Origin of the sequence: Mucilaginibacter sp. R-33 (assembly GCF_049949235.1) — a bacterium.
Taxonomy (GTDB): Bacteria; Bacteroidota; Bacteroidia; order Sphingobacteriales; family Sphingobacteriaceae; genus Mucilaginibacter.
This window is the reverse complement of the sequence record NZ_CP188089.1, coordinates 1,776,864-1,800,541: the sequence shown is the minus strand read 5'-3', so window position 1 is coordinate 1,800,541 and position 23,678 is coordinate 1,776,864. Positions and strand designations below refer to the sequence as shown.

Genomic DNA, 23,678 nt, shown 5'->3' with positions numbered 1-23,678 from the left:
TTTTATTAAATTTAATGCAGCCAATCATGCACGGTTAAACCACTTCTTCAATTTGCCCAAAAATATTTTAATGAATAGCTATAAGTGTTATCTTGTTTTATTGTTGCAAGCTATTTCGTTATGCGTGTTTTCACAAAACCGCCCCATTCATTTTCAGCATATCGGCAGCCGCGAGGGGCTTTCTGAGTTAAACATCAATTGTATTATGCAGGATAGCCGCGGCTTTATATGGGTGGGCACGCGCGACGGTCTTAACCGTTATGACGGTAACAAATTCAAAGTTTTTAAAAACATCGTCAACGATACTAACAGTATCAGCAACAGCTTTGTTCAGGATGTACTTGAGGACAAAAACGGAAACCTGTGGATCTCGACCAGCGGTGGCGGTTTAAACATGTACGACCGTAAACTTGATCGTTTTATCCATTATCGCCATAATCGAAACAATACCAATTCAATTGCGAGCGATATTTTAGTTAAGATAGCGCTTGATAAAAGCGGCAACCTGTGGATCTCGAATCAAAAAGAAGGTCTTGATCAGTTTAATATTGCTAAAAAAAAGTTTACACATTACCGCTATAATGCAGCCGATGCAACCAGTTTAAGCGATAACAATGTCCGCACGGTTTATGTAGACAGTCAAAATAAGGTATGGGTGGGTACAACCTACGGGGGACTAAATCTTTATAAGCCTCAAAGCGGTGATTTTACCCGCTTTGTTCATGATGAAAGCATCTCTTCTTCTCTATCAGCCAACAAGGTCAATGCTATTTTGGAGGATAGCGATCATCGTTTATGGGTTGGCGTGAGTGATGGGGGCCTTAATTTGTTTAATCCGGCAACCCAAACTTTTACTCATTATAAGAATGATCCGTACAATAATAATTCCCTTTCGTACAACACGGTACAATGCATGGTCGAAGACAGTAATCATAACTTGTGGATAGGTACCGAAAACGGCGGGTTAAGTATTTTTAATTATGCCGAAGGAAAATTTAACAACCACTTTGAGGATGATGTGGATAACAGCAGCGTTGCTAATAACTCGGTAGACGTAATCCTAAAAGATAAGAGTGGGAATATATGGATCGCTGCATTTGCATCAGGCCTTAACTTTTATAAAAAAACAAGCGAAAACTTTATACACTACAAGCACGGCGCCCAGCCAAATAGTTTATCAAATAACTTTGTATTAAGCATTTACGAAGACAAAAATAACAACATATGGCAAGGCACAGATGGCGGCGGCCTCAATCTTTTCAACCCGGAGAAGGGCGAGTTTAAGGTTTATAAAAACAACAAAAACGACAATGCCAGTATTTGCGGCAACTATGTTTTGACTATACAGGAAGATGCGAAAAATAACCTGTGGATTGGCACCTGGGGCGATGGGGTAAGCATGATGAACCCGCAAACCCGCAGGTTCAGGACATTTAAACACAACCCGGACGACAGTACAAGTATAAGCGGCAATAACATTTATGCCATAACCAAAACACTTGATGGAAAACTATGGTTTGGCACGCTTGGGACAGGGCTTGATTTATTTGACCCTAAAACCAATAAATTTATTCATTACCGCCATAAAGCCAATAACCCCAAAAGCATAAGCAGCGATAATATCAATTCGCTGCTTGGCGATTCGAAAGGTAACCTTTGGGTGGGCACGAATGATGGAGGCGTAAACCTGTATGATGCTGCAACTGATTCATTTAAACCGGTACAATACGAAAAACTGAACAGCGCGGTAGGCAACAATACAGCGCTCGACCTTTTTGAAGATCACCTGGGTAATATCTGGATCTGCACTTACGGCGGTATCTATCGCTTAAATCCTGCTACAGGTAAGGTTACAAACTTTAAAGCAAAGGATGGCCTTCCCAATGATTATGCGTACGCGGTTGAAGAAGATAACAGCGGTAATTTATGGATCAGTACTAATAAAGGCATTTCCAAATACAATCCTAAAACTAACCAATTCAGAAATTTCACCATTGAGGATGGTTTACAGGCCGACGAGTTTAAACCTCACTCGGCTGTAAAAAGTCATGATGGCACCATGTACTTTGGCGGGGTTAACGGGTTTAATATGTTTAATCCTGAAAATATCCGTGAAAATATATATAACCCTCCGCTGGTACTTACCGATTTTCAGATTTATAACAAATCTATCCGCGTAGCTCAAAACAGCGATGATCCTTCGCCCCTGAAAGAAGATATTTCTGAAACAAAATCAATAACCTTAACGCATGATCAATCGGTTATATCGTTTGAATATGTATCTATGGACTTTGCCCTAAGCAATAAGGGAACCTATGCTTATTTACTCGAAGGCTTTGATAAAACCTGGAATTATGTAGGCAATAAAAACACGGCCACTTATACCAATCTGCCGGCCGGAAATTATGTATTCAGGGTGAAAAGCCGCAGCGCCGATGGAAAATGGTCTATCCGGCAGGTAAGCCTGAAAGTTACTGTGCTTCCGCCTTTCTGGCTTACCTGGTGGTTTATCAGTTTGCTGATTGTGCTGATTGTTACGGCCATTTATGCATTTTATCGCTATAAAGTAAATGCTATAGTGAAACAAAAGAACCTGCTTGAAAAGCAGGTCAGCGAACGTACCGCCGAGGTACTGCAACAATCGGAAGAGTTGAAAACACAGTCCGAAAACCTGCAGACCTTAAATGCCGAACTCCAAAATCAGTCAGAAGAGTTACAGGCTTTGAACGAAGAACTGCTTTCCCAATCGGAAGAGCTGCAACTGCAAAAAGAACAGGAACGTGAGGCCCGGGAAGAAGCTGATAAAGCTAACCAGGCCAAAAGCATATTTTTAGCTACCATGAGCCATGAGATCAGGACGCCCATGAACGGCGTTATTGGCATGGCCTCGCTCCTGGGCGAAACTGAACTGAATGCCGAGCAACGTGATTATACGGATACCATTATTTCCTGCGGTGATAGTTTGGTAAATGTGATCAATGATATCCTTGATTTCTCCAAAATCGAATCAGGAAAGATGGAAATGGAGCAGGAAGATTTTGACCTGCGCCAGTGTATTGAAGAGGTAATGGATATCTTTTCGCAAAATGCAGCCAAACGCGAACTGGAGCTGGTTTACCAGATTGACCCCGCCCTACCACAGCAGGTAATTGGCGATAGCTTGAGATTGAAACAGGTGCTCACTAATTTAACCGGCAATGCACTTAAGTTTACCGAACGCGGCGAAGTATTTATTAAAGTATTTTTATCCAAAAATATTGGCGATAAGGAAATTGAGATTGGTTTTAGTGTGATGGATACCGGTATAGGGATTCCGGAGGATAAATTGACAACCTTGTTTAATGCTTTTTCGCAGGTTGATTCATCTACCACGCGCAAATATGGAGGCACCGGGCTTGGCCTTGTGATCAGCCAGCGCCTGGTAAACTTAATGGGGGGCGAAATATGGGCTGAAAGTGTTTATGGGGAGGGCTCTGTTTTTGTATTCACCATAAAAGCCACTATCAGCAACAAACAGTCGAAACATGTGCCTATTGTTTTTAATGCCGAAGAGCTGGAGGGCAAAAAGGTACTTATAATTGATGATAATAAAACAAACCGGTTTATCCTGCAAACGCAGCTCGAACAATGGGGAATCCAAACGGTGGCGGCGGCCTCGGGCAGGCAGGCGCTTGACATCCTTACTGCCAATAATGGATTTAACCTGGTTATAACCGATATGGAAATGCCTGAGATGGATGGCGTAGGATTGGCCCGGGAAATCAAGAGCAATTATGGAGAATTGCCGGTAATTATGCTTAGTTCTATAGGCGATGGTTCAAAGAAAAAATATCCGGGCTTATTTTCAACCATTTTAACCAAACCAGTAAAACAATCGCAATTAGGTAAAAGCCTACAGGCCGAGTTCCAGGGGAAAAAACCGGTGCCGGCTCCTGAAGCAAAGCCGGATAGACTGCTCGATGTAAATTTTGCGAAAGATCACCCCCTTAGCATACTTGTAGCTGAAGATAACACGGTTAATCAAAAGCTCATTAGCCGCATGTTGGAAAAGCTGGGCTATAGTTTTGAACTGGCCCATAACGGGCATCAAACGCTCGATAAATTAAAGGCTAATCCAATCTTCGACGTAATTTTCATGGATGTACAAATGCCTGAAATGGATGGTTTTGAGGCAACCCGCCATATTCGTCAATATGCTTTTAAGCAGCCTTTTATCATTGCTATGACCGCTAATGCCGGCCCCGACGACCGGGATATGTGTATAAGTGAGGGCATGGACGATTATATTGCCAAGCCCATGAAAACCGATGCACTGATCAATGTTTTAAAGGGCGCCTACAAAATGATGAAGAATGTAAGGGGCAAGTATGTTTAACTGTTGAAAGCAAACTACTTATTGTGATGCCACGCCCCAATAACAACTGTGGCGGATTTTTTTAAGAATTGCCGGTGTTATGCTTGACACTTCATGCTGATATTTATTTTGGTTATTGAGTACGTACATGGTGCCGCTGATATTGTTATAAATATATGAGCATAAGCGCGCGTCTTCACCGTCTTCATCTTTCTTTACGTCAACTCTTATACCGTTGGTTTGGTTACTGGTGTCTGGTGTTAATGCCGGGGCCGACGCTTTTACCCAGTTAATGGTATAATTTATACTTTGCGGCGAAATACCATTAGTACTTTCTTTGTAACTTTTACTATCCTGAATAACTGCAAGCAAACATTTTACGCACGGATCGCCCACCGTTGCCTCTCCATATTTTTTGCGCGGATTATTGATCACGCTATCTTTTTTACCTGCAACGGTAACTGTTGTTTTTGAAATATCATTTGATGCAGGCTTCGGTTTGTTTTGTTTGCAGGCAAATATGGTCATCGCCAAGGCACAAAAACAAATACATGGTTTAAACAGAATCATGGTTTATAAATTAGCTCTTAACTTATATACATCATTTTAGCCGTTTTGTGTTATAGTGTTTTGATATACCAAATGCGGCATTAATCTATAAATTGAGTTTAAACAATTTAAACATAGATTTTATTGCATTTAATGGACAGGTAAAGGACAGTTTTTCTATAAAAATTTCTTAAAATTGCCTGATTTATTTTGCCGGGCCGGTTAATTAGCGGCAGGACTTAAACCATCATAACAATTTTAAAAAAACGGGGTTTACCTTGTTATAAATAACACTGCGGCATGCAGGATATCATAATAAAATGACTAATAGCGGTACAGGTTCAAATTTAACAGTTGACGTGGTTTTAATTGGCGCAGGTATTATGAGCGCCACCCTTGGTGTAATGCTTAAAGAGCTGCAGCCCGATCTGACGATTGAAATTTTTGAACGCCTGGATGTTATCGCTGCCGAAAGCTCGGCCCCGATGAACAATGCAGGTACCGGCCACTCGGCATTTTGTGAATTAAATTACACCCCCCAGCTTCCCGACGGTAGCGTTGAAATAAAAAAAGCTATTAAAATTGCCGAGCAGTTTGAAACCAGTAAAGAGTTTTGGGCTTATCTTATTGAACAGGGCCTTTTAAATAACCCGCAACGTTTTATCCGTAAAGTGCCGCACATGAGCTTTGTTTGGGGCGAAGAAAACGTTGAATATCTAAAAAAACGTCAGCAGGCCCTTACCAAACATCACTTTTTTAAAGGGATGGAATACTCGGAGGATAAGGCTCAAATAAAGAAATGGATCCCGCTGGTGATGGAAGGACGCGACCCTGATGAAAAAGTATCGGCAACGTTTATGGATATCGGCACCGACGTAAACTTTGGCAGCCTTACCAGTGCGCTTATAGATGAGCTTAAACAAAAAGGAGGCGTAAACATAAGTCTTAATCATGATGTAAGGGATATTAAACGCAATGCCGACGGTACCTGGAAAATTACTGTGAAAGACAAGAACACAGGCAATAAAAGAAAATTGAATGCTAAATTTGTTTTTGTTGGTGCCGGTGGTGGTGCCTTGCCCTTGCTGCAAAAATCAGGGATCCCGGAAAGTAAAGGCTTTGGCGGCTTCCCGGTAAGCGGCCAGTGGCTGGTGTGTAACAACCCCGATGTGGTAAAACAACATGAAGCCAAAGTTTATGGTAAGGCATCGGTTGGTTCGCCGCCAATGTCGGTTCCTCACCTGGATACCCGGATGATTGACGGTAAACGAGCTTTACTTTTTGGCCCATATGCAGGTTTTTCAACCCGCTTCCTGAAAAAAGGATCATTGCTTGATCTTTTTGGTTCTATTAAGTTAAACAATATACTTCCCTTACTTGCTGTGGGGCGCGATAACTGGCCTTTAACCAAGTATCTCATCTCTCAGGTTATGCAATCGCCTGCCGACAGGCTTAACGCACTTAAGGATTACATGCCAACGGCCAAAGCCGAAGATTGGGACCTGGATATAGCCGGTCAGCGTGTACAGGTTATTAAAAAGGACGCCAAACATACTGGTGTGCTGGAATTTGGCACAGAGGTGGTTACCTCTGCTGATGGGAGTATCTCGGCCTTGTTAGGCGCCTCGCCGGGCGCTTCGACTTCGGTACCTATTATGATCCAGCTTATCGAACGTTGTTTTAAAAACCACGTCAAAACAGAGACCTGGCAGCAAAAATTCAGGCAAATGATCCCTTCATACGGTGTTTCATTGGCCAGTAACGAGGCTTTGAGCGATGAGACCAGGGCAAGGACGAGCAAAGTGTTGGGATTGGTTTAAAATTAACTTAGTGTTGTTCATAAGCCAGTGAAAAACTTATTGGTACAGAATAAATTACATCGACAGTAATGCCATAACTGGTGGCGGGTTTCCAGGGCGGGGATAAACGCATCACCCGTAAAGCTTCTTGAGCCAGGATTAGGTTCCCTTGTATGGAGCGAATATCGTGTAAGATGCCCTGCCGATCAACGGTAAAAGTTAAGATTGCCCGCCCCTGTATATTATGATTACGTGCTTCAAGCGGGTATACTATACTTTTCGCAAGGTAGCTTCCGAATTTGTTTAGCCCTCCCATAAATTCAGGGGCAGTATATTCCTTATTAAAAGAATATTTATTACCGCTTTTCGCATAGCTGTTCCCTGCAATCAGGTTGCCGCTTTTATAAGTCGCCTCATAGCGTAAAGTATCGTTTAAGGTTCCATTCCAGGCATCGTCTTTTAAACCGTCTTTTATAGGACCAGTACCGATTGTGTTTTTAAAATCATCAGAATAAAGAATTATAGTACCGTTGCCGTTTTCGGCTAATACGCGTCCTGTTGAGTCAGCGCACTGGGCAACGATTAATGTATCCTTTTTGTAAATTCCGGATAAATAAATTTTGCCGTTGGGATAGTATTCGGTTACATCGCCGGAAAGCCTGCCTTTTTCATAATTGCAAATACGCTTCCTTTTACCATTAGGAAAATATTCAATACAGGCACCTTGTAATTGCGCCTCTATTAAACCTGTATTCGAAACACCTTGAAGTTTGGGTTTCCCATTTAAATAATAATCATTTACGGGGAAAAGTTGGTTATCGGTACTGGAATCCGGTGTGGTTACCATTCGGATAAAATCAGCGCTATCTTTACTATTGGTTATTTTCGCTGATGGTGCCAGCCAGGGGGCAGCAACAAAATTCTTCATGTAAGCCATTACAGTGTCGCGTTGTGCGCTTACACGTTCGGTACAAAGGACAATCGCTATTAGTAATAAGGGAACTACTTTACGCATGGGTTCAGGTACAAATCTTATCAAAAAATCAGGTTAAGATAGCAATGAAATTTGAATTTCAAAATCGTTTTTTGACATGACGAAGGCAAAGGCTTGCGGATCGTCATTGCATATTACGGCAAATGATCTATAGAAAAGCTCACCTGTACCCTGATAGCACTGTTGCCCGTGTATCTGTCAATATTTCGATTGAAACCATGGGAATAATTTAAAACCTCTGTGTGATACATTGATCAACTATTGCTTAACAGGAAGAGTCGCACCCTCTTTCATCTCCTCATTGGCTTGTTTAACTACTTTATCGCCATCTTTCAGGTCACCGGTAATTTCTACTTTTTCTTTGTCTGTAAACCCTGTTTTTACATCTACCCATTTCGCTCTGCCGTCCACGAGTTTCACTACAAACTTGCGTTCCTGCGTGGTTACAACAGCCTTGTATGGTACCGTAAAGCCAGGATCAGGTCGATCCACGTTTAAGGTGATCTGGGCAAACATCCCGGGCTTAAGCTGTTTTTTTTGATTGGGGAAACTAAACTCCCATGTTTCGCTCCGGGTTTCTGAGCTGATCGCTTCCGATTTACGCGCAAGATTGGCTTTAAATACAACTCCCGGCAAAGCAGAAACGGTAAACAAGGCTTGGTTATCTTCTATTTTAGTGGCATTATAAGCCTCCGGTACCGGTACCTGGATCCTTAACAACGAGTTATCCTCTACAGTAAAAAGCAGGATTTTACCGGTATTATCCACATAATCGCCTTTAAAAATATTACGCGCGGTAACTACTCCGTTAAATGGCGACCGGATAACCAGGTAATCTTCTAATGCATGGTTAGCCTGGTTGGCAGCTTTGGAAGCTTCGTAAGCGGAGCTGTCTGTTTTCATTTGGTTGCGGGCAATATCCAGTTCATTATCAGATATAGCGCCGGGTGTTTTGGATGCTTTTAACAACCGCGAATAAACACTTTTACTGGACAGGAACTTAGAATAAGCTCCCTGGCTGTTACTGCGGCTCTGCGCCTCGCCGGCTTTTAGTTCCGGCGCGTCCAGGATACAAAGCACCTGGCCTTTACTTACCTTGCTGCCAATGTCCACTTTTACATCCTTTACATAACCGGCTGTACGGGCATAGATATTGGCGCGGTCGTTTGGTATAATTTCCCCGGTGAGGGTGAGTTTATTGCTCACCTTACCGGCTTTAAGCTCAACGATCTCTACAGGTTGTTTTGCCTGCGCTACTGTAGCTACCGGTGTCTTACTTTCATTGCTGCCGCAAGCCCCAAGTACCATCAACAGGCTTAATCCTAAATATATATGTAATGCTTTCATGCGTTTGGTTCGTTAATGGTAAAGTATTTGCTTTCCTTATCGTCAGGATCAAGTGAGATTAACTTAACCGGGCGATCGCCGGCTAAGGCATGATAGATCAGTGGTAAAATCAATAAGCTCAAGAGCAACCCGAATAATAACCCGCCTATTACCGCTATGCCTAAAGGCGCGGTCTGATCGCCGCCCTCACCTATTCCCGATGCCATCGGGACCATGCCTGCAATCATTGCAAGGCCTGTCATCAGGATTGGCCTCGTCCTGTCCCTGATCCCGATCAGAAATGAATTTTCGGCTCTTAGTTTACGATAGTTTTCTGCCTGGATGATAAACAGGATAGCATTGGCAACCGCCACGCCAATGGCCATAATACAACCCATGTAAGATTGAATGTTTAAGGTTTTACCCGTTAGCCACAGCAGTAAAAAACATCCGGTCAATACGCCCGGTATAATACCGATCACGATCAGCGAAATCCTAAATGATTGGAAATTAACGGCCAGCAGCAGGAATATCACGACAATAGCCAGCAGGACACCGGTTTGCAGTTCATCAAATGTTTGCTGAAACACTTCCGCCTGGCCTTGCTGCTGAATCTTCATACCATCGGGCAACTTCCCTAAACCTGCAATAATCTTATCAATGTCGTCGATGGCCGCGCCTAACGATTTGCCGTGCAGATTGGCCGTAAGCGTGATAAAGCGCTTTTGATTTAAACGGTCATACTCCCCTTCTATCCTACCCATCTTCCAACCGGCCACATCACGCATAAACACCTGTTTGCCGCCATTTGAACCCAATAGGATATTATCTACCTTACCAGGGTCGTTCATGACAAACTCCGGCACCTGAACTTGCACCTGGTAAGCAGTGGCATTAGCTTTATCCAGCCAGTAATTGGGCTGGGTAAACCTGCTGGAAGACGTGGCCGCGATCAGTGATTTACTTGCGTCATCTACCGTTAAGCCTAATTGTCCTAACCTAACCCGGTCAAACTCCAGTTTCATGGCGGGGTAACTTTGAGGTGCGCCATAGGTAATATCCCGCAGGTATGGCAATTTGTGTAGTTGATCCAGGATCCGCTGCGCAAAATCCCTGTCCTGTAATAAATTTTTACCCAATATCCTAATCTGTACAGGGGTATTGGTGCCCTGGCTCATCACCTGGTCTACCAGGTCCGACGGCTCAAAGGAAATTTGCATACCGGGTATTTTCAGGGCCACTTCTTTTCTCAAAGTTTCCTTAAAATCTTCGAGATTTATGCCTGCATTCTCCACGAAATTGACTTTAAGAACTGCTTCCTGGGGGCCGCTTGTCCATAAGTGGATGGCATTAACAGGGTATGACGAACCCTGGTTGCCGATAAAGGCAGAAGTAATGGCTATTTTTTGCCCGCCCGATAAACTATCTATCAGGGCCAGCAATGCTTTGGTTTTAGTTTCAGTACGCTCAAGACGGGTGCCATCGGCTAAACGAACCCTGACCTGGAATTGGCCTGCATCAACTTTAGGAAATAATTCTTTTCCTAAAACATTGAACAATAAAACCGCGGCAACCACAGATACCAACAAGTATACCGTAACAATCAATGTAGATGCGGTGGCGGCTTTTTTCAGCCATTTGCCATGCCGGTCTTTAAATTCACTCATCTTTTCACCCTCTTTCGCGTTTTCGCTCAAATGATCCTTAAAAAGCCAGTTGGCCATAACCGGGACAAAGGATTGTGAAAGCAGGAATGACGCAGTCATGGCCAAACCTACCGCTAAGGATAAAGGCAAAAACATTGCTTTGGGAATACCGGACATAAAAAATGCCGGAAAAAATATCGCAAGGATACATAGCAATATTAACAGCTTGGGTAATGCTATCTCTTTAGAAGCTTCCAGTATCGCCCGGCCTTTCGGCTCGCCTTTTTCCTGGTGATGATGGATATTTTCTATAGTAACAGTGGCTTCATCTACTAAAATACCAACGGCCAGCGCCAGGCCGCCCAAAGTCATGATATTGATGGATTGCCCGAATAATTTCAAACAAATAACCGCTGATAACAAGGCCAGCGGAATAGTAAGCACTACAATGAGCGAGCCCCTCCAGTCGCGCAGGAATAACAGTACCATGAGGCCGGTTAGCACGGCGCCCAATACCCCTTCTGTAGTTAAACTTTTTATCGAATTGATGACATAGCCCGATTGGTCAAATTCGTAGCTCACTTTGATATCCGGCGGTATGGCAGCCTGCATATCCGGCAATGCTGCTTTAACCCGTTGAACCACATCCCAGGTAGAAGCATCGGCCCTTTTGGTTACAGGAATATATACTGAGCGTTTGCCGTTAATGAGCGCATAACCTGATGTAATATCCGCCCCATTATCTACCGCGGCCACATCATGTACAAAAACAGCCGGGCCGCTGCCAGTTTTAATGGGAATATTATCCAGGTCCTGGATATTTTCCACAACCGTATTTTGCGGCGTGATCAGCGTTTGATCGCCCACACGAATATTGCCTGAGGGGGTGATAACATTCCCTTTGGCAATGGCGGTTACCAGGTCCTGGGGTGTCACGTTGTAACTGCGTAATTTATCAGGATCCGCTTTAATGAGTACGGTTCTCTGGTTACCCCCAAACGGCGGCGGAGCGGAAACACCCGGCAGCGTTGAGAACATGGGCCTTACCTTAAACAAGGCCAGGTCCTGCACTTCGGAAAGGGAGCGCGTTGAGCTGAATACCAGTTGCCCTACAGGTACACTGCCGCCGTCAAAACGGGTAACAAAGGGAGATATAGTACCCGGTGGCATAAATGCCCTTGCCCGGTTCACCATCGCCACAACTTCACCGGTGGCCTGGCCCATATCCGTACCCTCATGAAAGTTCAGCTTTAGCAGGGTTACGCCTTGTATTGTCTTGCTTTCAACCGATTTGATGCCGGTAACATACAGAAAGTGGTATTCATAATAAGAAGTGATATAACCTTCCAATTGCTCGGCAGACAGGCCGCCATAGGTTTGTGCTACATAGATGGTTGGGGTGCCCAGTTTTGGAAAAATATCCACGGGCATATTGCGAATAGAAATTACGGAAAAGAAAATAATGGCGATAACCGCGACAATGATCGTTACCGGTTTTCTTAATGAACCATATAAAAGCTGGATGATTTTCATTTTCCGTATTGATTTAAAAAGAGATCTATATTGCCCTGGTAAGCGGCCTTAGTTAATAAAGATTTCCAGGCTCCCCAATAAGCGATCTTAACCGAGGCTTCCGATTGGTAGAGCAATTGCAGGGATTGGATCACATCATAATAACTGATGAGCCCCGACTGATAGCGGGATTGTATAGCCTGGTAGGCGTACCGCGCAGCTTTCAATGCTTCCGGGGCCAGGCGGGCAGATTGTATAGCTTTTGTTAACGCGGAATCTGCTATTTCCCGCTCGGTATTCAAATGAAGTTCGGTTTGTTTAAGCTGCTCCCGGCTGGCCGCAATATTCAGTTGCTGCTGTTTGAATAATGGTTTCTGTCGAAATACTTCCAGGATAGGAAAAGAAAGCTGTGCGCCGATACCATAATTATACCGCTCAAAACGCCACCCATCACCATTATTAACGGACCCATCGGCGGCTACGCCTGATCCGCGGCCATAACCCACACTCCAGATAGTTAGTTTAGGCAAAAGGCTCCTTTTGTAGGTTTTAAGGGTTAACTCATTGGTCAGTACATTGGTTTTTTGCAAGCTAACCTCGGGATGTTCAATATCATCAGCATTGAGTGGAACAACAGGCAGGTTCTTAAACATCGCAGAATCTGCTACAGGGGCACCAGGTAAATCCCCCCCGGTAAGTTCTTTTAAAACGATCAGGCATGAATCCCTTCGGCGTTCAAAAGCTATGAGTTGTATCTGCGCTTTAGCCAGTTCGGCGTGAAAAGTAGATGAATCCGTTCCGGGTCTTAACCCGCTTGATACAACAGCCTGCGATTGTTTCAGGTGATAAGCATCCCTGCTGATATTACTTTGATAAACTTTAACCAGGTCGGCCGTAAGCAGGTAATTGAGCCAGGCATTAATCACAAATATCTTATGCTGAAAAACAGTAAGCGTTTCGTCGGCTTGCCCGTTTTTGAGTTTTCCCCTGGCCAATTCAACGGCTGCTCCACGCTGCCCAAAGGTAAAAGGCTCCCATTGCAGGTTCAGAGCTGCAGCACTTCCCGGTGTGCCTTTATAATCATTTGATTTGCTTGGCGGGCCGCTGATAGGTGTAATGTATTGCGGGTAGATCATACCCGTAATATTGTTGTAAGTAGCGTAATCTACCTGGTAAGATGCATTTATAGAAGGAATGATGCCGTTTTGCTGTAATTTAACGGCATATTGCAATCCCTGGGTCTGCAAACGTTTGGCTTTAATCAGCGGATAATTACGGGCTGCCGTGCTGAGCAGGGAATCAAGGTAAACGCTGCCGGATTGCTGTGCATGAAGCTGCTGATAAAACAACCCCATGGCCAGCATCAACAGTATAATTTTTGAGGTTTTAGCCTGATAAAATTTCGAATAGGTTTTTGAATACACTATATATAAATTTATGGTTGCAACGCTATAAACAATCTACAGGAAAAGCTTGAATAAAATTTACCATTTGGATAGATTTTACTTTTTGGCCAGGATTTTTTTATACTCCGAAGGGCTTTGCCCAGTATGTTGTTTAAAAATCCTCGAAAAATGGCCCTGATCAGAAAAGCCGGTCAGGTAAGCAATCTCTGTGAAGCTGTGGGTGGTGGTCTCCATCAGGTTAATGGCTTTTTCAATCCGCATTTTCCGGATATAATCGCCAAAGCTCATATTCTCAAAATATTTGGAAAACTCCCTGGATAAATAAGCCGGGTTGATTTCCAGCTCTTCGGATGCCTGTTGCAGGCTCAGGCTCATATTGGTGTCGATCTGGTCCTGGATCATCTCTTTCAGTTCATTTGTCCAGGATGGCGCTTTTTTATCTTCTTTAGTTTTGAGGTACTGGTGGTAAACCTCTATAAGCCTTTGTTCAACAGGCCCGTCTGTATGTTTTTGTTTATGGAGGTATTTGGCCCAGTTGTATAGTCCGTCGTAGATCACCATGCCTAATGCCAGGAGTTGCTGATCATCGGCAATATCATGCCTTAACCCCGAAAATACCGCTTCCAAACCGGCTGATTGCGGCGCAAAATCGTGACGGTCGGTGTCCGCGCCCCTGATTATTGAGGCCAGTCGATTTAAAGCTACATCTTTTAACTGGTGTTTTTTAAGGAAATAATCAAAGGTGCATTGATCTTCGTAATGGGTATATTCTACATTGGGAATATCAAAGGGGATAGCATCCAGTTCAGCTGCCTTCGCCAGCACTTCCTCGTACGGAACGTAGATAATTTCACCTTCAGGATCAATGAAGCGTTTGATGAGCCAGGGGCAGGCAATACGGTCAATTTTAGGACGGGCACGCGTGATCCATTTCATAGTGGATCAAAGTTAAAAATCTAAAGCATATTAGTGGCGACCCCATTCCTATAATCGGCAATGGAATTAGTGATAATTATGATACATAAGATTTTTTCGACTACCAGAATTATTGTTTTATCATTCCGCTATGCGCATCGGCCAGGCGCTCTACCTCAACACTGGCTAATATAAATGCGCCGACACCTTTAGCATCGTTAGTTATTACCTTTTCGCTTAAATAATACTCGTAACTCCCATCCCGGTATGGTTTCCCTCCAAGACCCGACACACTGACGGTGCCGTTAAGATTCAACTGCCCATTTGCATCTGTTTCAATAAACTTTTTGATAATTCCGTTATAGCCTTTTTGAATGGCGGGTAAATAGGTTGGTTGTAAGTATCCCTGCCTCACCGCTTTTGCCATGGTATATACAAACATGCATGATGCCGATGCTTCCGGATAATTCCCTTTGGCGTCACTTTTGTCAAGTACCTGGTACCACAAGCCAGAATTTTCATCCTGATATTTAACAATTGCCTCGGCAAACCGGTTAAGTATTGCCAGTAACTCCACGCGTTTGGGATGCTGCGCCGGAAAATAATCAAGCACATCAACCAATGCCATCCCATACCAACCCATTGCCCGGCCCCAAAAATTAGCCGACTGACCGGTTTCCGGGTTAGCCCAACGTTCTTTTTTACTTTGATCCCAGCCATGATACAACAGCCCGGTTTTTGTGTCGCGGGCTTTTTCTTCCATCAGGATAAATTGCCTGGCTATATCATTAAATGCGGTATCTTCATGAAAAGCAGCAGCATATTCGGTATAAAAAGGCTCGCCCATATATAAACCGTCCAGCCACATCTGGTTTGGGTAACGGTTTTTATGCCAAAAGCCTCCCTGTGGTACACGCGGTTGTTTCCGCAGTTGTTCACGCAGCAACGTTGCCGCTTTATAGTATTTTTTGGCACCCAGCACTTTATATAACGTCAACAAATTACGGCCGCACAATACGTTATCTATATTATAATCAGCTTGCCGATAGGTGCGGATATTGCCGTCGGCCGTAACATATCTGTCCATACATCGCTGTATATAGCTGAAGTATCTTTTGTCGCCTGTTTGTTGCCACACGCCCTCTATGCCTTTCAAAATCACGCCCTGGTCATAAGTCCACTTGTCGCCGGTTGTCAGGCTGTCTTTCCAGATATTCATAACCGTTTGTGTCATGCGCTGCGAGTAAGGCTGCTTGTTTTGTGCCTGTAATATCAATGAACACTGTGCAAGGATGGCAATAACAAGCAGGCGCCTTTTTATAAGCTGATTACTTCTCATACGAATTCATTTTGGTGATGATAAACTAACCGGATCATCTTCATTTATTTTTATTAGTTGTTGATTTACAATTGATGGATACCAGTTCCAATATAGCCCACACAACGTGTTAATTATTAGGCGTTACCCTAAACCAGTCTACATCAGCATAGCCCGAATCATTGATCTGGCTTGTACGCGTACAAAACAAGCCAATCTTGGCCCCAATCCAACGGCCTGCCTCGGCCGTAAATGGCCTGCCGGTATTTTTATAATCTATTCCATCGGTGCTGTAGCTGAAGTTACATACAGCATTCTTCGTTACTTTAACACGCAGGTAAACAGTTGGTGACGATAGCTTCGTAATTACTTCCTCCAGCTCCTTTTTGCCCTTATCTGCTTCCGTACAAGTAGTAAATACCAGGTATATGCCATCCTTTTTACTTTGCATGGCTATATTAGCGTAGCTGAAACCCATAATGGTAAGTCCCGTTTTTTCACCCTCCAGCTTTAAGTTAGGCGTAAAGGTGATTTTGGTAGTAGCCATAAATTCATCAGCCGGAAACTTTTGTAACAGCACATTTGGCGTAAACCACAGGTTAGCGGCATCATTTGGCGGTTGATAACTATAAAGCCTCAAAGCGCCTTTATTGGTATTCATAAACATCCATACGGGCTTCGCGTTAGCCATCCATTGCCATTGTAAGCCCGGAGACATGGTATTAAATTCGTCACTTTCCTGCGGAGTGCTTACCGGAAAGATTTTATCAACATTGGGCTTTTTATACGTTAATACCGGTTCGCCTTTGCCATCACCATCCGTATCTACACCAATAACAGGCCAGTTATCCTTCCAGATCATTGGTTGTAAATGCACCACGCGCCCATAAACGCCTTTGTCCTGGAAATGCAGAAACCAGTCTTCTCCGGTTGGTGTATCCACCCATGCACCCTGATGCGGGCCATTGATGCTACTTTTCCCCTGATCCATTACTACCCGCCGCTCATATGGCCCATAGATATTTTTTGAACGCAGCGCCAGTTGCCAGCCTGTGGGGACGCCCCCAGCCGGAGCAAAAATGTAGTAAAACCCGTTACGCTTATAAAACTTAGGGCCTTCTATGGTAGGGTCCATTTCATGTCCGTCATAAACAATCACGCCATCGTCAACCACCCTGGTTCCGTCATTATTTAATTTGTTTACAGCGATTACGCTTTTTATACCTGCCCGGCTGCCTGCAAAGCCGTGCACAAGGTACATACTAGCGTCGCTATCCAACAGCGGACAGGGATCTATTATACCTTTGCCTTCCATAACCATAACAGGTTTGCTCCAGGGGCCGGCGGGATTTTTAGCTTTTACCACGTAAATGCCCAAATCAGGGTCAGGATAATAAATATAAAATTCGTTATGGTAATAGCGGATGGCGGGAGCCCAAACCCCATCGCCGTGCCGCGGTACGTCAAAATGATCAAAGGGTGGCTGCTTCAATAACGCGTAACCTAAGATGCTCCAGTTAACCAGATCTTTTGAATGCAAAACAGGCAAACCTGGAATTGCTTCAAAGCTTGAAGATACAAGATAGAAATCGTTGCCAACGCGAATAGCGTCAGGATCGGAATAATCGGCATTTATCACCGGATTTTTATAGGTGCCATTACCCCGATCTGCCACCCATACTTTAGAGATATAACTGGCATCAGTTACGGATAGTCCTTTTTTTTGTTGCGCAAGAACCTGTCCGTTTATAATTAATAGCGTAACGAACAGCAATTTATTTTTCATATAAAGGTTTAACATTTGAATGCGCGATATGCGCGATAAGCCCAAGCTTTAACGACCGGATGCCTGCTAAAACTATTTCGGCCATTTTCAGGGCTCCCAGCTCACTAAAGTGCGTATCATCAGCCCGGCCTTCCGGATAGTTAATACTTTCTCCCGGATTAAGGTAATTAAACAACTTTTTTGATCCCTCGGGCCCGAGTTTTTGCAATAAAGCCTGGCTTTCCCTGTCCAGGTCAATCAGCGGGACCTTTTGTTCTGCTGCCAGTTTACGCACTATGGCCGAATACACTTCATGTGTGCTAACGATGGTTCCTGTTGTATCAAACTTTCTTCGCGCTGCTGGTGTCAGCAATACCGGGTTTGCTTTTTTTTCCCTGGTTTCGCGGATAAACCTTGCTAAGTTATCCCGGAACCCCTGTTCATTGATATAGCTCTTTTTAGTAGGTACCTCATCATTGTGGCCAAACTGTATAAATACATAATCTCCTTCCTTTAAACTGCCGATAATAGAGCTCCATAAGCCTTCACTAATAAACGTTTTGGTGCTTCGGCCATTCTGAGCACGGTTGTCAACAACTACCGTACTATCAAAAAAAGCGCTGAAAGGCATCCCCCAACCTGTCTCGGGAAATGCCTTTGGCTGCTTATTGGCCATTGTTGAATCACCCGCCAGGTATACGGTGGTATGGCCGGGAGTAATCAGAAAAGACATCAACAATAACGCGCTTATTAAAAGGCAGATAAATAATAAGCCTTTAATTTTAATATTACCGCTCCTGTACATCATATATTGTTTTTTAGCAAAATTTTTTCTCTCCGGTTGCATACTTATAGCAGGCTCAAAAATTATAAAAAGGGATCATTTATCAGATCCCCTTTTATACCGTTTCAAATTAATTATAGCCCGGGTTTTGTTTAAATACATCTTTATTGGTTACGGCATCAATTTGTCCCTGAGGTATGGGTCGTACCAATTCATATGGCTTAAAATTGGCTGCGGCGTCCGGGTTCATAGCTTGGATCCGGCTCGCCAATTTACCCGTCCGCTTCAAATCAAACCAGCGTAACTGTTCGCCGCCCAACTCACGTGCTCTTTCGTCCAAAATAAAATCGAGCGTAACCTGTGCGGGAGTGATCTGCATTTCTGCTATATGACCAGGTTTTGCCGCCCTTGTCCTAAGTACGTTAATATAAGTTGCCGCGGTTCCCGGGTCGCCCAGGTTTAATTTTGCTTCGGCAGCAATCAGGTACATCTCGGCCAGCCTGATCACAAAAACATCGCGGGCACTTTGGGCCTCAGCCACACTTGCACGTGTTGAATCTTTAAATTTCGATAAAGAAACATAAAACTTACGCTGAATAGGCACCCCATTTGATTTATATACCTTGGACAGGTCATAAGTAACATATTTACTGCTCTGCGATGCTGCAGGTATAGTTGCATTGGGGGTATAACAAACCGTATCGCCAACTTTAACAGCATTACCATTATAAGTACCTGCTTTATTAGCATACCAAACACTTTGGAAAGAACCGGCATAGCGTGAATCATTTTGCTGATCAAACATGTTTAGATAAGCCAAAGTGGGCATATACCTGTTAAACGGCCTTCCGTTCGGAATATCACGGACGAGCAGGCTTGAATTTACCTGGTCATAAACCATCAGGTATAGTAAGTGCCCGTTGTTTGAACCGCGATAGTGCCCGTTTGGATATGTTGCCGAGGTAAGATCGTTATTGGCCAGGTTGGTTGAATAATCAATGGCCCAAATCACTTCCTTATTTTTCAGGTTCCCCATATTCCACAGATCAGCATATTTAGGCTGCAATACATAGCTATAGTTTTTAATCACATCATCGGCCATGTTAAATGCCTCGGCATTCATACCCCGGGTTAAGTACATCCGTGCTAAAAAGGCTTTAGCTACCGGCACTGTTGCCCGTCCATAATCGGTGGTGGTTGGAGTCAGGTTAGCTACTGCAAATGTAAGATCTTCAAATATCTGCTTATAAAAAGTCTCAACCGGCGTTTTATTAGCTTCTGTATTGGCATCTGCGGTTGGTTTGGTGGTAAAGTTTACACCACCCCAGGTTTCCACAATATGCCAGTAATAAAATGCTCTTAAAAAACGCAGCTCGGCTTCGCGGTTCAATTTTTGGGCTGCCGTATAATCTGTAACGGCAGCAATCTGGGCTATGCCCGTATTACATAAATTTACACCGGCATACAAGTTGTTCCACAATAACGGCAGCGGGTCTGCAGTGCCTTGTAAATTAATATATTGAGTAAACATTGGGTATGGGTCGCCGGTACCGCTCGTCCAGATATCCGTTCCCATTTCAGAGGCCAGGTACCCTTCTTCCTTCCCATACCAAAACCGGGTATAGGTATAGGCTGCATTAACCAATGTTTCAAAACCTACCGCTTTGGTATAAACCGTTGTAGCGGTTAAGTTACTGGGGTTATATTCTTCGAGCTTTTTGCTGCAGGCACTAAATAAAGTGGCAATGGCTATAAGCAGCAGCGCCCAACTTTTTAGTAAATTTTTCATAATATATTTTTTAAGATATTAGTATTTGTTAAAAAGAAAGGTTTACACCGGCCAGGAACAATTTAGTAAGTGGCCTGTCAAATGAACCACCGCCTTCAGGATCATAATCCTTTATCTTTGAGAAGGTCGCAAAGTTTTTGGCGCTCACATAGATTCTTAAATTAGATACATGGATGGGTTTAGTTACACTTGCGGGAAAGGTAAACCCAAGCGTTGCGTTCCTTATTTTAACATACGAACCATCTTTGTAGCCCAAGGTTGAAGCAAATGGCTCGGATGCCTTTGTGATATTGGCACTTGGCCTTGGGTAGGCGTTTGTTGGGTTTTCCGGCGTCCAATAGTCTACATTGGCGCCATTTTCAATTCCATTCGGCTCATACTTCAATGCGTATTGAGATACGAACGTCTGCCCGATACGTCCAAATACCTGCACATTTAAATCGAAGCCCTTATATTTGAAATCGTTGCTAAAGCCAAAGCTATACCTTGGGACAGCTGAGCCAAGTATTTTACGGTCAAATGTTGTGGTAAACTTTCCGTCATTATCTAAATCAGCAACCTTAATGTCACCTGGCTTGTACCCATAAGTTGCAGCCTGGGCGGCTTCAGATGTTTGCCAGATACCTGTTTTTTGATAATCGTAAAAAGATACAACCGGGTAGCCTATAAACCAGCCATTGGCAAGGTCGTTCACACCATTTGGTAAATAAGTGATGCGTTCCTTATTGCGTGTATAGGTGATATTGGATGTCCATGTAAAGCTTTCTGATTGGATGTTAATGGTTTTCAGTGCAATCTCAATACCTGTATTACGGCTTTTGCCAACATTGGCCAATGTTCTTAGCGCTCCTGTTGAGGCAGGTAATTGCTGTGGCAATAACAAATCCCTGGTGTGCGAATCATAATAATCTATAGTGCCCGAAACCCTGTCTTTATAAATTCCGAAATCTATACCGGCGTTTAAGGTTCCTGTTAACTCCCACTTTAATTGAGGGTTTCCGATATTGGGATCAAGGCCATATGCTAACGCAGTTATATCGTTCCATGAAAATGGAATAAGCACTGCCTTACTTTGTGTTTGGTATGCGCTTACAGCAGCATTGCCGGCAACCCCATAGCTTAAACGTAATTTCAACTCAGAAAACACGTTTTGGGTCTTCATAAATCCCTCATCAACCACACGCCAGGCCGCGGCAGCCGAAGGGAAGAATGCCCATTTATTTCCTGACGACAATACTGATGAACCATCAGCACGCCCGGTGAGGGTTAGTAAATACCTATCTTTAAACGCATAATTTAAACGTAATGCTCCTGAAGTTAAATGTTGCCCAACGTAATTACTTGATATTTTTAAGTTAGACGGATTGTTTTGCAGCGCGTAGAAAGATTGGTCGGGTATTAATTGTCCGGTGCCTTGTGCTGCAGATTGGTCCATAACATTTGATTGATAACTGGTAACACCCGTTACAACTACGCTATGCCTGGCTATTGTCTTTTGCCAGGTAATAATATTTTCCCAAAGCAAATTAGTTTCGTTTGAATTGGTTACTGACGACAATGACCCTGAAGATAAGGCCCGGTTTATAGTATTGGCACTTTCAAAATGGCCGTTTCGTGAACCAGATAGTGTGATACCTAAATTTGACCGTATGGTTAAACCATTTATTGGCTTCCATTCTGCATAGGCGGTTGAAAGCAAATGAGTAATCTTGTTTTTATTTACAAACTGGGATGCATCATCATCAAAAAGAGGATTGGCCTGGTTACCGTTACCCGGAAATTTAGCTATACTACCATCTGCATTATACGGATTAAAATAGGGAATAATTTTATTGGCTATGGATAATACCCCATCGTTTCGAAGGTTTTGATCATAATAAGCAAGCTGACTTTGCAGCCCCACTTTAAAAGCTTTGAATAACTGGTGATCTATATTTAACCGCAGGGTATACCTGTTTGAGTAATCATTAGCATATAACCCTTTTTCCTTAAAATAATCAAAAGAAAAGTAGGCTTTTGTTTTTTCACTACCACCGGAAACGCTGGCGTTGTAATCCTGTTGGGAGCCCTTATGCAGTAAAAACCCCGGCCAGTAATATGACAGGCCGCTTTGAACCGCAGCCAGATCGCCTGCACTGGTAAAAACTTTCGGATCGTCGGCAGGGGAATTCCATGTTCCGATAGTTCTGAAGCTTTCACGTTTCAGGTTTGCATATTGCGGCCCTGTCATGGGTACCGGATAGCCTGCAACATCCGAAATTCCATAATATGAACCCGCAGCTACTTTCGGTTGCCCGCTGCTGCCTCTTTTTGTTGTAATTATAATTACGCCGTTTGCTCCGCGCGAACCATAAATAGCAGTTGATGAAGCATCCTTTAAAAACTCCATTGATGCAATATCGTTTTGATTGATATCTTCATAATTGCTGTACTGGATCCCGTCGACTATATAAAGCGGGCCATTACCTGCAGATAGAGACCGGTTACCACGAACAGTTACGCTTACATTTGCACCTGCAGCACCGCTTGTACGCACGATATCTACACCCGAAACCTTTCCCTGAAGCGCTTCCATAGGATTTGATGCCGCAACTTTGGTGATCTCATCCCCCTTAACAGAAACAACGGAACCGGTAAGATCCCTCTTTTTTACCGCGCCATAACCCACAATAATCACCTCTTCGAGCGATTTGCTTAAAGGAACTAAAGCCACCTTTAAAAAGGTTTTGCCATTAACACTCTGTTCTAACGGCCTGAATCCTAAAAAAGTAAATACCAATACGGTATTGGCATTGGGAACAGTAATGGTAAAATCGCCTGAAACATTAGTTGCTACACCGATATCAGTGTCTTTTATCCTTACCGATACACCAGGCAGGGGTTCGCCTTTTTCGTCGGTTACTTTGCCATTTATGGTTATTGTTTCAATTTGCCCATTGTTGTTGCTCGCAGCAGGCCCTACGGTTGTGGTATTAAACAAAATAATATTGTTATCTATCTGGCTGTAGCCAATTCCCCGGCTGGCAAAAAGTTCGTCCAGGATATCCTTTACCGATTTGTCGAGTGAAGAAAGGGTAACACGGGCGTTGGGTGACAGGACATTGTCTTTATATGCAAACCGCAAATTGGTTTGTTTTTCAATTTTTTTGATTACCGATTTTATCGTCTCGTTACCTACTTCCAGCCTGACATTGATCTTATCGAGCGATTGCCCCTTGCTTGAGGAAGCCAAGAGCAATTGGCCGGAGACCAGAAATACCAACAGGATCATAGAACTGAATCGCATAACTTTTCGGAACGTGTTTAAAAATTGGCGTGCAGAGGCACCGGATAATGTGCACCATTGCTTAAACGCAAGAGTTTTTTTCATAACTTGCATTGGTTTTAATCGGTTAATAATAATTGGTTAAATACTTGCCCTGTCGCCGAATGATGTGAGAAGTCGTAAGCAACGGGGCTTTTTTAATCTGGAAGGTTTAAAGTATCAATGTTTCATAGGTTTTTTATTTAAGAGGTAAAAA

Annotated in this window: 13 protein-coding genes; 2 read left to right on the top strand and 11 right to left on the bottom strand. The window is 43.5% G+C overall.

What is annotated here, in order from left to right; translation table 11 throughout:
- Positions 1-70 precede the first annotated feature (70 nt).
- Positions 71-4,375, top strand: coding sequence for a two-component regulator propeller domain-containing protein (locus tag ACP26M_RS07580; protein ID WP_426587621.1), 4,305 nt, complete (start codon positions 71-73; stop codon positions 4,373-4,375).
- An 18-nt stretch (positions 4,376-4,393) separates the two neighbouring features.
- Here ACP26M_RS07580 and ACP26M_RS07575 read toward each other — a convergent pair whose 3' ends face one another.
- On the bottom strand, positions 4,394-4,924 hold the full coding sequence (locus ACP26M_RS07575; RefSeq protein ID WP_426587619.1) for a hypothetical protein: 531 nt from the start codon (positions 4,922-4,924) through the stop codon (positions 4,394-4,396).
- Positions 4,925-5,223: 299 nt separating this feature from the next.
- On the opposite strand from ACP26M_RS07575, the gene ACP26M_RS07570 reads away from it, so the two are divergent.
- Positions 5,224-6,723, top strand: coding sequence for a malate:quinone oxidoreductase (locus tag ACP26M_RS07570; protein WP_426587617.1), 1,500 nt, complete (start codon positions 5,224-5,226; stop codon positions 6,721-6,723).
- Positions 6,724-6,730: 7 nt separating this feature from the next.
- Here the strand turns inward: ACP26M_RS07570 and ACP26M_RS07565 are convergent, their stop codons facing one another.
- The 10 genes from ACP26M_RS07565 to ACP26M_RS07520 all read right to left on the bottom strand — a co-directional run bounded on the left by ACP26M_RS07565 (position 6,731) and on the right by ACP26M_RS07520 (position 23,443).
- Positions 6,731-7,717 carry an energy transducer TonB gene (locus ACP26M_RS07565; protein WP_426587615.1) on the bottom strand — a complete coding sequence of 329 codons (987 nt, stop codon included), beginning with the start codon at positions 7,715-7,717 and terminating at the stop codon, positions 6,731-6,733.
- 237 nt (positions 7,718-7,954) lie between these two features.
- Entirely contained in the window at positions 7,955-9,043 is a 1,089-nt protein-coding gene (locus ACP26M_RS07560) for an efflux RND transporter periplasmic adaptor subunit (RefSeq protein WP_426587613.1), read from the bottom strand.
- Positions 9,040-12,201, bottom strand: a complete 3,162-nt coding sequence (locus ACP26M_RS07555) for an efflux RND transporter permease subunit (protein WP_426587611.1) — start codon at positions 12,199-12,201, stop codon at positions 9,040-9,042. The genes ACP26M_RS07560 and ACP26M_RS07555 overlap by 4 nt, the downstream gene beginning before the upstream one ends.
- Positions 12,198-13,604: a TolC family protein gene (locus ACP26M_RS07550; RefSeq protein ID WP_426587609.1), complete on the bottom strand. Its 1,407-nt coding sequence runs from the start codon at positions 13,602-13,604 to the stop codon at positions 12,198-12,200. Before ACP26M_RS07550 ends, ACP26M_RS07555 begins: the two co-directional genes overlap by 4 nt.
- A gap of 78 nt (positions 13,605-13,682) precedes the next feature.
- Positions 13,683-14,522: a chromate resistance protein ChrB domain-containing protein gene (locus ACP26M_RS07545; RefSeq protein WP_426587607.1), complete on the bottom strand. Its 840-nt coding sequence runs from the start codon at positions 14,520-14,522 to the stop codon at positions 13,683-13,685.
- Positions 14,523-14,631: 109 nt separating this feature from the next.
- Positions 14,632-15,840, bottom strand: a complete 1,209-nt coding sequence (locus ACP26M_RS07540; protein WP_426587605.1) for a glycoside hydrolase family 88/105 protein — start codon at positions 15,838-15,840, stop codon at positions 14,632-14,634.
- A 109-nt stretch (positions 15,841-15,949) separates the two neighbouring features.
- Positions 15,950-17,605: a glycoside hydrolase family 43 protein gene (locus ACP26M_RS07535; protein ID WP_426587603.1), complete on the bottom strand. Its 1,656-nt coding sequence runs from the start codon at positions 17,603-17,605 to the stop codon at positions 15,950-15,952.
- Entirely contained in the window at positions 17,595-18,317 is a 723-nt protein-coding gene (locus ACP26M_RS07530) for a rhamnogalacturonan acetylesterase (protein ID WP_426587601.1), read from the bottom strand. The genes ACP26M_RS07535 and ACP26M_RS07530 overlap by 11 nt, the downstream gene beginning before the upstream one ends.
- Positions 18,318-18,498: 181 nt before the next feature.
- Positions 18,499-20,157, bottom strand: a complete 1,659-nt coding sequence (locus ACP26M_RS07525; RefSeq protein WP_426587599.1) for a RagB/SusD family nutrient uptake outer membrane protein — start codon at positions 20,155-20,157, stop codon at positions 18,499-18,501.
- Between the two features lie 28 nt (positions 20,158-20,185).
- On the bottom strand, positions 20,186-23,443 hold the full coding sequence (locus tag ACP26M_RS07520) for a SusC/RagA family TonB-linked outer membrane protein (RefSeq protein ID WP_426587597.1): 3,258 nt from the start codon (positions 23,441-23,443) through the stop codon (positions 20,186-20,188).
- Positions 23,444-23,678 lie beyond the last annotated feature (235 nt).